The sequence below is a fragment of the Sedimentitalea arenosa genome, from assembly GCF_016428585.1.
In the GTDB taxonomy this organism is placed as follows: domain Bacteria; phylum Pseudomonadota; class Alphaproteobacteria; order Rhodobacterales; family Rhodobacteraceae; genus Sedimentitalea; species Sedimentitalea arenosa.
Genome location: NZ_JAELVR010000002.1, coordinates 203,962 through 216,830, shown reverse-complemented (window position 1 = coordinate 216,830; position 12,869 = coordinate 203,962). Strand labels below are relative to the sequence as shown.

Here is a 12,869-nt window from a genome sequence, read left to right as displayed (position 1 = left end):
TCGCCCCACGACGGCATCGCGTCAGACCGCGGCCTGCGCCGCAGCAGCAGGTTCGATCACATCGAGGGCCGCAAGCAGCAATTCCGGTCCCGCATCGGGGCGATGGGCGCGCTCCGAGAGCATCCGTCGCCAAGCGCGCGCACCAGGCCGCCCGGCGAACAGGCCGAGCATGTGACGCGTCACCTGGTGCAGCTTGCCGCCAGCCGAGAGATGCGCCTCGATATAGGGCAGCATGTCCCTGACAGCCTGAACCGGATCGGTGTCGGGGCCTTCTCCGTGGATCAGCCGATCGGCCGCACAGAGGATATCAGCCGGTGCTTGGTAAGCCGCGCGCCCGATCATCACCCCATCCAGCCCCGCATCCAGAAAGCCTTGCGCCTGATCAAGCGAGGTGATTCCGCCGTTGATGGACAGATGCAGGTCGGGAAACGCCTCTTTCATCCTCACGACCAACTCGTAGTCGAGCGGAGGAATGTCCCGGTTTTCCTTCGGGCTGAGCCCTTGCAGCCAGGCCTTGCGCGCATGGATGATCACCCTCCGGCATCCCGCGGCGCGGATCCTTTCCAAGAACTCCGGCAGGCTGCGCTCGGGGTCCTGATCGTCAACGCCGATACGGCACTTGACCGTCACGTCCACGTCAACGGAGTCAAGCATCGCCGCCACGCAGTCGGACACGAGGTCAGGCTGCAGCATCAACACCGCGCCAAAAGTGCCCGATTGGACCCGGTCGGACGGGCAGCCCACGTTCAAATTGATCTCGTCATAGCCCCGTTCCGCCCCCAACCGCGCCGCCGCCGCCAGTTCCGACGGGTCCGACCCGCCCAATTGCAACGCCACGGGATGCTCTTCAGGATTGAACTCCAGCAAATGGACCGCACCACCCCGCACCAAGGCCGGCGCGGTTACCATTTCGGTGTAGAGCAGAGCATGACGGCTCAGCAGCCGGTGAAAATACCGGCAGTGTCTATCGGTCCAGTCCATCATAGGCGCGCAAGACATGCGCCAAGGTACGACAAAGTACGATGTTTTACCCATTCAAGACCGCATCCTCCTACTTTTCATAAACAAGCCGTCCCGCTTAGTGTTTGACGTAGCCCCTTTTTTCAGGGCCATTCGTAAGTCGAGCTTGTTCAGTTTTTGTGTGCCATCATTCGGCGGCTTGAACAATGGGCGCTGGTACGACGACAGGCGAAGGTTCCGCCCCTGTCACGGTAGCGAAACAGCGGCTCCGGGACCGGCGTTCAAAGACTACTGGCCAATTGCGAGCAGGTCTGCGGCGTTTCTTGCGCGCAGTCCGAAGACCATATCAAGGCTGACCCCATTGCAGGTCTTCGCGGACTCACCGTCCCATTGCAAAGGGATTATGACATCCGCAGGATCTTCGTTGGCAGGTTCAAACGGGGTCAGGCTTGGATAGGCGCGGATCTCTGCATCCGGTGCCGCTTTGGCCAGCCTGGTCGGCGCCCAGACGCCTCGGCATTGATACGGAATACCGCCGTCGCGGATTTGGACGATGGCAAAGTCCGAGCCGAATTGATCCCGGCAAATCGCCTCGCTGTCGATCTGCACGATGGTGCCATCGGGTTTTGCGCATGCTTGAGAATAGAAGATGTATCCATCGAGAGTCGTCTCCCGGCTGACCGTGCCTGCCGCGCCTGGGCCATATGTTGCCTTGCACCATGCATCTGAATCGCTGGTGAATTCCACCTCTCTGGCGCAAAGCGTCATGCCTTTGAGTTCTTTGTAGATTGGTACACTTTCATTGCCGAATTGCGTGCTGCAGGCGCGCTTGAAGTCCAGCACCTGCTGGCCGTTGGAGATGACGCAGGACACGTTTGGCGGTGCCCCTTGCGGCGCCGCGCCATCTTGCATCTGGTCCACACACGCCTTTTGCAAATCAGGCACTTGAGGATAATAATAATCGATCGTCAGCGCATCGATCCCGTTGCCGCGCTGCATCGGGACAGCGTCGGGCTGGATGGCTGACAACCCTTCATATTCGACCTGGACCCCGGTGATAAAGTTGCCGGCCTTTGTCAGCAGAGCGCCATCCGGATCGGTCAGGTTCATCTGGCCCTCAGGCATGGACGAGATCATTGCGCCATAAGTCGTCTGTTGCGGAGGCGGATCGCCCTCTTGAGGCGCCAAAGCTGCTACGACAGGTTTCCCTGTCTGGCAGCATGACCCGGCCGCAAAGGATTGGGGTGAGGCTGGGCTCAATACGCTGTCCGGGCCGCACAGCAATGTTGGGCCCTGACCCGCCTGCGTCTGGGCGAATTCGGCAAAGCGAAAAACTTCGGTATCTGCCCCGTCTTGCCGCGTGAACGCCCGGTTGAAGACCTCTTGACTGGCCCGCTCACGCAGCGCGGTGAAGGCGACCGGGTCGGTGCGGAACAGGTCCGAGAAAAACGGCGGCGCAAAAAGATCGGATAGCGGTCTGAGATCGGACAAGATGGGCTTTTCGCCGACGCCTGACGGCACACCCTCGTTGCAGCCGCCCCCGCCAAAGCACTTGAAATCGGTTGTCGACAGGATGTTGTTCTTACTGATCTTGTCAGCCATGTGTTGATCGTTGGCGACATTTGCACAGGCCTTGATCTTGGCTACGGCGCCCTTGTAGCCCGCGCAGACGCCGACGGCGACATTCAGCTTTTGCGAGTGTGCCGCGCGGACCTGATCCTCGGTCAGATAGTAATGCCGGTATCCGCGCGCACCATACGTGATCGCATTTGTGTAATGCGTCCCCCAATCGTTAAAGAATTTCTGGAAGAGCTTTTGGTAGATCTCGCTGGTCTCATCCTCGCGATACGCCTCGAAGAGGTCGATGACATCATCGGTGAAGCGCTCGGACATGATGACATATTGTCTGTTCATGACCAGGCTGAAATTCATGCTGGTGTAATGCGCTTCGAGCCGGATCGACTTTTTTCCGGTCATTTGCTCAAATGCCCGTTGCGTCACGACGTCAACATCGACCGATGCTGTGAACCCGGCGATATTTGCGCTGGCCTTTGCGCCGATATCCAGTTTGGTCGCCTGTTCGACATCGCGCATAGATTCTGTCGTTCTAAGCTTTTCGTTGCCGTCGAAATCATCGCGCGCGCGAAATTTCCATCCAAACGGAATGGCGTGACCGTTTTTCTGCTCAAACGCATAAGAGCCGATATCCGGCTCAACAAACAGGCGCAGCCCGCATCCCGAAGTCGCCTGCAGGTCGGTCGGGTCCAGATCCTTGAGGCGATAGCATTTCAGCAACTCGTCGAAATTGGCGCTCATCGGCAGGAAAGTGTCGTCCCAGCCCTGCGGTCTCGGCAAAGCGGTCTTGGCGTCGTAGACCTCCATCGGCACGTAGCGGACGATGCTGTCCGGATCGACCGGAAACAGATCGCCCACCGTCTTGTCGACCTCAAGCTGAAAGCACGCGGGCTTGTTGGCGCAGATATCGGTGCCATAGCGCAAGCGTGCAAGGTGCGTTCCTTTCGACGCCTCGCGCAGGTCGATGATGTCAAATTGTCCCTCTTCGCCCTCAACCGGCATGACACTGGCGAACACACTCCCGATGTCCGAGCGGAAAAACAGTTGGTGAACGCCGTCAACCTGTGCCCGGGCGATCTCGAAATATGGCTCGGAGTCGAAGGTACCGTGCGGTCGTCCATCCGCAAAGGCAACTGTAGACAGTTGCGGCTCTGTCTTGTCGCGCTCATACGCGTTTTCATCGCGCCAGACGCCTGACAGATCCTGTGACAATGCTGGAAGTGCAAAGAGCGAAAGCCACACCAGACTTAGAACAGACATACATATCGGGAGGCGCGCGCCATCGTTCGATCCGCTGTCGCGCCGGCGCAATTCCAAAGAATACTCCATATCAACCCAATCCTATGCCTATTTCGGTGGATGCTCGTTAAGTTCTTCTTTGCCCTTGTCGTTGGGGTCTTTGCCAGTCTCTGCTGGTTTGTTACCGCCATTGTGGTGCTGCTCTTGGGATTCGTTCGGATCCTGCTCAAGCCAATGTCGCCGGAGATACCGTTGGAGCTCTTCCGGAGTCCTGTTTTTTTTCGTGCCCGCCAGGCTTTGCTGGCTGATCCAACGCGCCGTCTCTTGATTGATCTCGACACTGTCACGGCTCGGCCCCGGTGGATTCGGGCTGAAGTAACGCGCGACCAGATCCTCTGCCGCAATACGCCGTCTTTCTTCTTCGCGCTTGCGCTTGTCTTCGTCAGGCCAATTCTTTGGCAGGTCAACTTCGGACAACGATCCCCGTCTGGCATGGGTGAATAGCTCCGCCGGGTTTTCCGTATCTCTGCTGAAGGGCCACCTTCCTTTCCTGAAGGGCCACCTTCTTTTCGCAACAAGCGAGCCTGCCGTTTCCCTGGGCGCAATTTCAAACCCAAGACGGTTGACGGCGACCGATGTTGCCGCATCGCTGATCATTTGCCGGCCGTTCTTTTCCTCCGTCCGGACCGAGGCAAAACCTCGCACGCTCCCGCCTTGCGTTACAAACCAATGCCGCAACCCGTCTTCTTTTTGCTCGGCGCGAAAGCCCAGCCCTTGATCGGCTGCCGCATTGCGCATGTTGCGTTCTACGTCTTCAAGGTCATGGGCGATTGCAAACGGAGAGTTCAGCTCCAACGGGATTTCCAGCGTTGCGATGCAATTGGTAACAGCTTGCAACAAAGCCCCGGATGCCCGATTTCCCTGACTCGGCAGGCTGTCGAACGGGAATACAAAGATCTTGCGGTCGCGCATGACCCGCAGGCCCCTGTCCGGTCCAACCGTAATATCGGCATTTATGCCGATTCCGTCCGTCACGAGGCTTTTGAGCGCGGCCACCAGATCATCTACCGTTCCAGCAGGCTTATCCAGCAACGGATGCGACGCAATCCCCATCGAATCGCAGATATTCTGCGCGACGCTTTGATCAATCAGGTCTTCGGAGACACGAAAGATATGCACTAGCTCCCGACCCTTCGCATCCGTCCAGACGCAGCGGTGAACCCATTCGGAGCCCGCGTCCTGCTCGATGTAGAGGTCTATCTTGGGCTGGCCGTCAATCGGCGCGCCATAGATGCCTTCGACGCCTTCGACGCCTTCGACGCCTTCGACGAAACGCGTTGGGTTTGTGAATTCGACAATCCAGTCAAAGAGCGCACGATCAGGAATATCCAAGGGCTTGGTCTCCAATCCGGGGATAACGGCATTACGGCGATACGCAAGATTTACCTCAGGTAGATTTACCTCTACCCTATGGTCAGGAAACGTAAGAAGGCAACACTCTCATGAACGTGCAGGAGTCCTTGCTGGACGGGTTAAGCAGGCAGGCAGCCAACCAGATCAAGAGCGATACGGTTCAGGCAGGGGCCGAATTGCGCAAGGCGCTGGCTGCGACGCATGGCGATCTGTCCAAGGCCTTTCAGGTGACGCGCAAGCTCAACATTCTGTTGTCCGGACTGGGCGATACGGGTCAGGACCTGTCCGGCCATGGTCCGGTTGTCGGCGAAGCGGACGCGGCCTTGAACGGCGAAGTCTTCCACGTGGACGCCTTAGGACGCACCACATCGCCAAAGATCGGCCAGTCCATCATCGACCACGCATCGCATAACAAACCGTTTGTCATTGCCGGTGCCGGCGCCCCGTTCGCCGACGTTCTGGTCTCCGCGCGCGCCTGGCATGCCTCTATGGCGACAGACGGGATGTTTGTTCACTACGTTGGGCTTGATCCTGCCCATTGGGATCCGTCTGTCGCGGTACCCTATCTGGAAAAGAACATACTCTGCACGGCGGCCCTTTTGGTATGCAGCGCTTGCGCGAATGAAGCAGGGCAAAACGCCAATATCATCGGCCATGGTTTTGGGTGTTGGATATTGAACCGGGCCCTGCGAATTTTGCCAAATGATCTGACCTACTACGCCAATGTGATGCAAATGGACCCGATCGGACCACAGGGCGCGCTAGACGAGATGATCGCTGCCAAAGCCGAAGAAACCGCCGCCATCTGTCACGTTCAATCTGCTACAGCGCGTGCTACGTTATCCGACACCTATCAATTGTCGGAAGATTACCTGAACAAGCTCCCGGTCGATGTCAGGATCGCATAGTTTTTTATCGGTCGTTGAACGGCATTATCAGGTTGTTGTAACCGACTTGCCGTTGTAGCGCGATGCGATGTTGACTCTGTCTGATCTCACCGCCTCAGTGGGTTCCGTTTCCCGCCATTGGTCATCGGCTACGCGGTTTTTGCGTACCATAGCTTTGCTCTCAGTCTTCGTGACGTTGAAGATCGGCTGGCGGCGCGGGGTATCACGGTTACTTGCGAAACGGTCCGTGATTGGATAGCGCATTTCGGTATCCAATTTGCCGCGAAGGTCCGACGAGATTTGCCACGGGCGGCCGACAAATGGCGTCTAGACGAGGTCGTAGTGCCAATCAAAGGTCGTAAGCATTGGCTTTAGCGAGCTGTCGGAAGAGTGGCTTCCGGCTGGCCTGTCGCGGAGATATCCCATGAGCCCCATGCAACAGAAGATCACCTTCAGCGCCTCGCGCGAAATCCCGTTCAACAAGCTGATGCTTAGCCAGTCGAACATGCGCCACATCAAGTGGTGTACCCCAACGCACAAAACCAAACGCCTTTTTCAACGAAAGCGGCTCAGAGTCCGCGATCGCTGCGGGCCGAACGAATGGCATGTACAAGGAAATCGATTTTTCTTTTCGAACAGAAATGTTCCCGAAGACGCGGCACGGTGGGTCCCAACACCTGTCAAAGATTGCCGCCACGATGGCCTGGTTGGCGACCAGAAAATCAGAGTCAATGTTGGCGCAAGCAGTAGCATGTTTGAGTAGGGTTCAGACCCGAATGGTAGCGCCCAAAAGTTACAACATTTTTTACAACATAACTCGATTTGCACCTGCAAAGCACTAGGAAACATAAGGAAATCGCAAACTACCTGTCCATCCATCATGGGGGCAACGGACAATCGCGCTGCCGAAGTAACAAGATGGTTGGACATTCTCGGATCTCCCATGGTCAGCGATCCGGTTCTCGCGGACCAAATGCACGCATACTGCATAGGAAACAGCGTGGTCCAGTCCCCCTCAAAGGGGAACCGGAGTACAGAAACACGTCGAGGAAAACACCCAGGAAACCAAGGTCGACTCAGACGAGGATATCATTCACCGCGTCGCGACAATCTTGATACGCTTCCAAAGGGACGCATAAAATCACTGCGACACGACACAGGTATCAACACTCGGCCCGAAGTGTGAAATCAGGTGATCTCGCGTTTTCAAACATGTGTTCGGCGTTCTTCATGTCATTTCCAAGGGCGCGCGCGCGGGCTTCGGCCGCAGGCAGACCATGGCTGAGCCAGCGCGTGACCAGCCGATCCTCAAGCTCTTCGCGGCTGACGTCGAGACGAACGGTCAGGTCGAATAGGGCGTCAAGGCTGGACCATGGCGGGGATGTCAGCAAAAGGTAGTTGCCTTCGACCAGCACGATGCGGGTGTCCTGGCCGATATGGCCCGCGCCCGGAACGGTCCGGTCCGCGTCCCGGTCGAAGGTCGGGTAGGAGACGCGGGGTGTGGTGCGCACCTCGCGCAGCAGGTCGACAAAACCTTGAGCATCAAACGTCTCGGGCGCGCCCTTTCGGTGCAAGAGCCCCAATTGCCGCAACCGGTCATTGTCGAGATGAAACCCGTCCATCGGCAACGTGGCCGCCGTTGGGCCCAGACGCGCGGCCAGATCGGCCGCGAGGGTCGATTTCCCTGAACCGGGCGGTCCCGCGATGGCGACGACGTAGCGATCCTGCCCCGCAGCGCGGGTTTTGATGAGCTCGACGAGGTCCGTTGCGGTGATCTCGGTCAAGGCGGGTTCCTATCCGGTTATTGCCGCGTGTTGGCTCAGCTTGTCACCCGCAGCGTATCTTTTCAGGGCGGTTTCGCAACCTTCGGCCCAGATCAGCTGCAGCCAAGCGGCAAATGCTTCCGAGAACTGCCGGTCGTGTGCCAGATCGCCGTAGAAGCGGTGTTGCTCCAGCCACGCGGCGGGGCGGGTTCTGGCCTCTCGCGCGGCCCTGGTCAGATCCGCCCAAAGAGGATCGTTGGGGTCGATCTCTGTAGCGTCTTCGCGGGTGCCTTCGCACATGCGCGCCCACAGGGCTTCGACAAGCGCGAGTCCCTTGACGGACCGGCCGGCGGCCAGCTGATCGCGCAGAATGGGCAGTACGAAACCGGTGTGACGGGCGGAGCCGTCAAAGGCCACGCGGCGCGTGGTGTCGACGATCCGCGGGTTGGAAAACCGGGTTTCGATCAGGTCGAGATAGGCAAGCGGGGTCATCCCCGGGACTGGATCGACCGTCGCGGTGATCTCGTCCGCCTGCACCTTGCGAAACATCGCGGCGATCTGCGGATGGGCCATGCAGGCAGAGATGGTTTCGATCCCGATCACCTCGCCGACATTGGCCAGAACCTGGTGGCCGGCGTTGAGGATACGGATCTTCATCGTCTCATAGGCATGCACATCGCCAGAGAAGGTCGCCCCGACCTCGTCCCAGTTCGGGCGTCCGGCGCAGAACGAGTCTTCGATGACCCATTGCCGATAGGCCTCGTGGGTCACGGGCGCGGCGTCGTCGATGCCGAAGTCGTGCACCAGGGCCATCTCGGTCGGGCCGGTTGCGGGTGCGATGCAGTCGACCATCGAGTTGGGGAATGTCGTGTTCCGCTCGATCCAGTCGGCCAGTTCTGGGTCGGACAGCCGGGCCAGGGAGACCACGGTCTGACGCAGGATCGCGCCATTGCCCTGCAGGTTGTCGCAGCTGAGCCCGGCAAAGGGGTCAAGGCCCGCGTCGCGCCGCCGGCGGAGTGCCGCGACCATGGCGCCAAAGGCTGTGCGCGGCGTGTCCGGGTTGGCGGCGTCGTGCCGGATGTCGGGGTGGGACGCGTCAAAGCCCTTGGTGACCGCATCGAGATAATACCCGCTTTCAGTGACGGTCAGCGAAACAATGCGAACGGCCGGATCGGCCATCGCCGCGATCAGGGGGCCGTTGCCGTCCACAATGGGAAGGTAGCCGATCATCGACCCGACGACCTCGGCAGAGGTATCTTCGTGGTCAAGTTCGATCAGCGTGGTCAGGCAGTTCTGGGCCAGGAGTTTTTCTCGCATCGCCGCATCATAGGGGCGGACGCCTGCCCCGAGGATCGCCCAGTCCTGTGCCTTGCCGGCCTGCATCAGCCGGTGCAGGTACCAGGCCTGGTGGGCGCGATGGAAATTTCCCACGCCGATATGCACGATACCCGGGGTCAAGGCCGAACGGTCATAGCGCGGGTGTTCGATGCGCAACTGACCGAGCGTTGAGTTTGACAGTTTTATCAGCTCATCCATTGTCCACCATCCACGTTGTAGGTCTGTGAGACGACGTAGTCGCTGTCTTCGCTGGCAAGGTATATCGCCATGCCGGTCAGATCATCGGCCGTTCCCATCCGTCCATACGGAACCGCCGCGCCCACTTCGGATTTCTTCTGGCCGGGTGACTTGTTCTCGTATTTCGCGAAGAAGGCATCGACGCCGTCCCAATGTTCGCCATCCACCACGCCCGGCGCGATGGCGTTGACGTTGATGCCGTAGGAAATCAGGTTCAGGCCCGCCGATTGGGTCAGGCTGATCACCGCGGCCTTGCTGGCACAATAGACCGCGACCAGAGGCTCGCCACGCCGCCCGGCCTGGCTCGCCATGTTGATGATCTTGCCCTTGATGCCGCGTTCGATCATGTGGCGCGCGACGGCCTGCATCGTGAACAGCGTGCCGGCGACATTGATGTCGAACGCGCGGTCAAAGTCGGCGCGGTCGATCTCGACAAGCGGGGCCGCGGTAAACACGGCGGCATTGTTGATTAGGATGTCGATCTGACCCAGTTGCGTCACGGTCTCGGCCACGGCGCTTTCGATGCTGGCCTGGTCGGTTACATCCATTTCGACGGCAAAGGCAGCATCGCCCAGTTCGGCGGCGGCCTTGCGGGCGCCGTCGATATCAATATCGGCGATCGCCACCCGTGCGCCTTCGGCGACATAGGCCGCCGCAAAGGCCCGTCCGATGCCGCGGGCCGCGCCGGTGATGAGGGCGGACTTGCCGGACAATCGCATCAGTCGATCCTCAGGCCCTGCGCATCGAACTTGTGCAGTTTGTCCAACTGCGGCGTCAGGTAGATCGTGTCACCGTGACGGACGGGCAGTTCACCGTCCACCCGCACGGTCATCGGATCGCATCCCGGAACGCCATGGACATGCAGGAACGTATCGGACCCCAGATGCTCGGCCACGCCGACGACGCCTTTCCAGGTGCCTTCGGTCTGGCTGACATCGGTATGCTCGGGGCGGATGCCGATTGTGGCCGCGTCGTGCTTTTCTGCCTCGGCGCCCTTGAGCAGGTTCATCGTGGGCGAGCCGATGAAGCCGGCCACGAACTCGTTGCAAGGGGTGTGATAGAGCTCGAGCGGGCTGCCGACCTGCTCGATCACCCCGGCGCGCAACACCACGATCTTGTCGGCCATGGTCATGGCTTCGACCTGGTCGTGGGTGACGTAGATCATGGTCGTGTTCAGCTTCTTGTGGAGTTCGGAAATCTCCATCCGCATCCCCACGCGCAGCGCCGCATCGAGGTTCGAAAGCGGTTCATCGAACAGGAACGCCTGAGGTTCGCGAACGATCGCGCGGCCGATCGCGACCCGCTGACGCTGCCCGCCCGACAGCTGGCCCGGGCGGCGGTCAAGGTAGTCGGTGAGGTTCAGCGCCTCCGCAGCGGCCTTGATGCGGCGGTCCTGTTCGTCTTGCGGGACGCCCGCCATCTTCATCGGAAAGGCGATGTTCTTGCGCACGGACATATGCGGATAGAGCGCGTAGGATTGAAACACCATGGCCAATCCACGCTTGGCCGGGGGCACGTTGGTGGCGTCCGAACCGTCGATCTCGATATGGCCCGAGCTGATGTCCTCGAGCCCCGCGATCAGCCGCAGGAGAGTGGACTTGCCGCAGCCCGAGGGGCCGACAAAGACCGTGAATTCGCCATCGTCGATGGTCAGGTCCAATGGCGGTATGACTTCGGTTTCGCCAAAGCTCTTGGACACCTGGTTGAGTTTGATCTGTCCCATAGGTCAGTTCCTTCCTATTTGACAGCGCCGAAGGTCAGGCCGCTGACAAGTTGTTTCTGGCTGAACCAGCCGAGGATGAGGATCGGTGCGATGGCCATGGTCGAGGCCGCACTGAGTTTGGCGTAAAAGAGGCCTTCGGGGCTGGAGTAGCTGGCGATGAAAGCCGTCAGCGGGGCCGCTTTTGCCGCGGTCAGGTTGAGCGTCCAGAAGGCCTCGTTCCAAGCCAGGATGACATTGAGCAGAAGTGTCGACGCAATGCCGGGAATGGCCATCGGAGTCAGCACATACAGCACCTCGTCCTTCAAGCTCGCACCATCCATCCGCGCCGCTTCGAGGATCTCGCCCGGGATTTCCTTGAAGTAGGTGTAGAGCATCCAGACGATGATCGGCAGGTTGATCAGCATCAGCACGATGACGAGGCCGACCTTGGTGTCCAGAATGCCCAGTTGGATGAACAACAGGTAGATCGGATAGAGCACACCCACCGCCGGAAGCATCTTGGTGCTCAGCATCCACAGCAGGATGTCCTTGGTCCGCTTTGAGGGCACGAAGGCCATCGACCAGGCAGCGGGAATCGCGATGATGATCCCGAGGATGGTCGACCCGCCCGCGATGATGACGGAATTCCACAGGAACCGGCCATAGTTCGAGCGCTCCATCACGGCCGAATAGTTCTCGAGCGTCCAGTCGAACCCCAGGAAGATGGGCGGATCTGCAATCGCCTGCGCTTCGGTCTTGAAGCTGGTCAGGATCGTCCAGAGGATCGGGAAGAAGATCAGCAGACCCACGGCCCATGCGGCGGCGGTGTTGATGATCTTGCGTTGTTGTGTGACTGCGCGTGCCATGATGCCCTCCTCACGCGTCCAGGTTCTTGCCGACGATGCGCATCAGGAAGATGGCAACGATATTGGCAAGAATGATTGCATAGACGCCGCCCGCCGAGCCGAGCCCGACGTTCTGGCTTTCCAGCACGCGCTGGTAGATCAGGTAGGTTAGCGTCTTGGTGCCGAACGCGCCGCCGGTGGTGACGAAAATCTCGGCAAAGATCGACAGCAGGAAAATCGTCTGGATCAGGATCACGACGGTGATCGCGCGGCCCAGATGTGGCAGGGTGATGTAGGCAAAGCGTTTGGTGGCCGGCGCGCCGTCCATCTCGGCAGCTTCGAGCTGTTCGCTGTCCAGCGACTGGATCGCGGTCAGCAGGATCAGGGTGGCGAAGGGCAACCATTGCCAGGACACGATCATCACGATCGAGGTCAGCGAAGCCTGGCTGAGCCATTGCACCGGTTCAGCGCCGAAGAACTCCCACAGATGCGCCAGCAAGCCATAGTTCGGATCCATGAACATGTTCTTCCACACCAGCGCCGACACGGTCGGCATGACGAAGAACGGGGCGATCACCAGGATACGAACCACGCCCTGGCCCCACATCGGCTGGTTCAGCAGGATTGCAAGAAGGATACCGAACAACACGGTGATGGCCAGAACGCCGCCAACGATGATCAGGGTGGTCATGACCGACGGCCAGAACGCGCTGGAGGTCACGAAGCGGACATAGTTTTCAAAGCCGACCCAACCAAGATCGCCACCGCGCAGCGGCAGGTATTTCTTGAACGAGAAGTAGAGCGTCATGGTCAGGGGGATGAGCATCCACCCCAGAAGCAGAACCACCGCCGGTGCCATCATCAGGCGCGCTGCGGATCGGGAGTGTTGAGTAGCCATTGGGCATACCTC

The 12,869-nt window shown here is 59.5% G+C and carries 11 protein-coding genes and 1 pseudogene; 3 read left to right on the top strand and 9 right to left on the bottom strand.

The annotated features are described in order from the left end of the window. Positions 1 to 21 precede the first annotated feature (21 nt). From dusA to JF290_RS03845, 3 genes are all read right to left on the bottom strand, one after another. Positions 22 to 1,035 (bottom strand): tRNA dihydrouridine(20/20a) synthase DusA, encoded by a 1,014-nt coding sequence (dusA, locus tag JF290_RS03855; protein ID WP_199023427.1) that lies wholly within the window; start codon positions 1,033 to 1,035, stop codon positions 22 to 24. Between the two features lie 213 nt (positions 1,036 to 1,248). Beyond that, positions 1,249 to 3,864 (bottom strand): MAC/perforin domain-containing protein, encoded by a 2,616-nt coding sequence (locus tag JF290_RS03850; RefSeq protein ID WP_199023426.1) that lies wholly within the window; start codon positions 3,862 to 3,864, stop codon positions 1,249 to 1,251. Positions 3,865 to 3,882: 18 nt separating this feature from the next. Further along, positions 3,883 to 5,166: a hypothetical protein gene (locus tag JF290_RS03845; RefSeq protein WP_199023425.1), complete on the bottom strand. Its 1,284-nt coding sequence runs from the start codon at positions 5,164 to 5,166 to the stop codon at positions 3,883 to 3,885. Between the two features lie 110 nt (positions 5,167 to 5,276). Here JF290_RS03845 and JF290_RS03840 point away from each other — a divergent pair, with 110 nt between their 5' ends. The 3 genes and pseudogenes from JF290_RS03840 (at position 5,277) to JF290_RS03835 (ending at position 6,837) form a co-directional block, all read left to right on the top strand. Continuing rightward, positions 5,277 to 6,095, top strand: a complete 819-nt coding sequence (locus tag JF290_RS03840) for a hypothetical protein (RefSeq protein ID WP_199023424.1) — start codon at positions 5,277 to 5,279, stop codon at positions 6,093 to 6,095. A gap of 117 nt (positions 6,096 to 6,212) precedes the next feature. Further along, positions 6,213 to 6,446: pseudogene (locus JF290_RS19435) on the top strand (IS6 family transposase); the annotation flags it as partial. A 52-nt stretch (positions 6,447 to 6,498) separates the two neighbouring features. After that, entirely contained in the window at positions 6,499 to 6,837 is a 339-nt protein-coding gene (locus JF290_RS03835) for a hypothetical protein (RefSeq protein ID WP_199023423.1), read from the top strand. Between the two features lie 400 nt (positions 6,838 to 7,237). Here the strand turns inward: JF290_RS03835 and JF290_RS03830 are convergent, their stop codons facing one another. The 6 genes from JF290_RS03830 to JF290_RS03805 are packed head-to-tail and all read right to left on the bottom strand — an operon-like array spanning position 7,238 to position 12,857. After that, positions 7,238 to 7,858 (bottom strand): nucleoside/nucleotide kinase family protein, encoded by a 621-nt coding sequence (locus tag JF290_RS03830; protein WP_199023422.1) that lies wholly within the window; start codon positions 7,856 to 7,858, stop codon positions 7,238 to 7,240. 9 nt (positions 7,859 to 7,867) lie between these two features. Next, positions 7,868 to 9,373, bottom strand: coding sequence for a mannitol dehydrogenase family protein (locus JF290_RS03825; RefSeq protein WP_199023421.1), 1,506 nt, complete (start codon positions 9,371 to 9,373; stop codon positions 7,868 to 7,870). Further along, positions 9,361 to 10,134 carry an L-iditol 2-dehydrogenase gene (locus JF290_RS03820; RefSeq protein ID WP_328701199.1) on the bottom strand — a complete coding sequence of 258 codons (774 nt, stop codon included), beginning with the start codon at positions 10,132 to 10,134 and terminating at the stop codon, positions 9,361 to 9,363. The genes JF290_RS03825 and JF290_RS03820 overlap by 13 nt, the downstream gene beginning before the upstream one ends. Beyond that, positions 10,131 to 11,135 carry an ABC transporter ATP-binding protein gene (locus JF290_RS03815; protein ID WP_199023419.1) on the bottom strand — a complete coding sequence of 335 codons (1,005 nt, stop codon included), beginning with the start codon at positions 11,133 to 11,135 and terminating at the stop codon, positions 10,131 to 10,133. Before JF290_RS03815 ends, JF290_RS03820 begins: the two co-directional genes overlap by 4 nt. Before the next feature lie 14 nt (positions 11,136 to 11,149). After that, the gene (locus tag JF290_RS03810; RefSeq protein ID WP_199023418.1) at positions 11,150 to 11,980 is read right to left on the bottom strand and encodes a carbohydrate ABC transporter permease; all 831 of its coding nucleotides are present in this window, start codon (positions 11,978 to 11,980) and stop codon (positions 11,150 to 11,152) included. A 10-nt stretch (positions 11,981 to 11,990) separates the two neighbouring features. Beyond that, on the bottom strand, positions 11,991 to 12,857 hold the full coding sequence (locus JF290_RS03805) for a carbohydrate ABC transporter permease (RefSeq protein WP_199023417.1): 867 nt from the start codon (positions 12,855 to 12,857) through the stop codon (positions 11,991 to 11,993). Positions 12,858 to 12,869 lie beyond the last annotated feature (12 nt).

Coding starts and splice junctions, on each gene's coding strand:
- JF290_RS03815 (WP_199023419.1), bottom strand. CDS start 11,135: ATGGGACAGATCAAACTCAACCAGGTGTCCAAGAGCTTTGGCGAAACC.
- dusA (WP_199023427.1), bottom strand. CDS start 1,035: ATGGGTAAAACATCGTACTTTGTCGTACCTTGGCGCATGTCTTGCGCG.
- JF290_RS03805 (WP_199023417.1), bottom strand. CDS start 12,857: ATGGCTACTCAACACTCCCGATCCGCAGCGCGCCTGATGATGGCACCG.
- JF290_RS03840 (WP_199023424.1), top strand. CDS start 5,277: ATGAACGTGCAGGAGTCCTTGCTGGACGGGTTAAGCAGGCAGGCAGCC.
- JF290_RS03850 (WP_199023426.1), bottom strand. CDS start 3,864: ATGGAGTATTCTTTGGAATTGCGCCGGCGCGACAGCGGATCGAACGAT.
- JF290_RS03810 (WP_199023418.1), bottom strand. CDS start 11,980: ATGGCACGCGCAGTCACACAACAACGCAAGATCATCAACACCGCCGCC.
- JF290_RS03825 (WP_199023421.1), bottom strand. CDS start 9,373: ATGGATGAGCTGATAAAACTGTCAAACTCAACGCTCGGTCAGTTGCGC.
- JF290_RS03835 (WP_199023423.1), top strand. CDS start 6,499: ATGAGCCCCATGCAACAGAAGATCACCTTCAGCGCCTCGCGCGAAATC.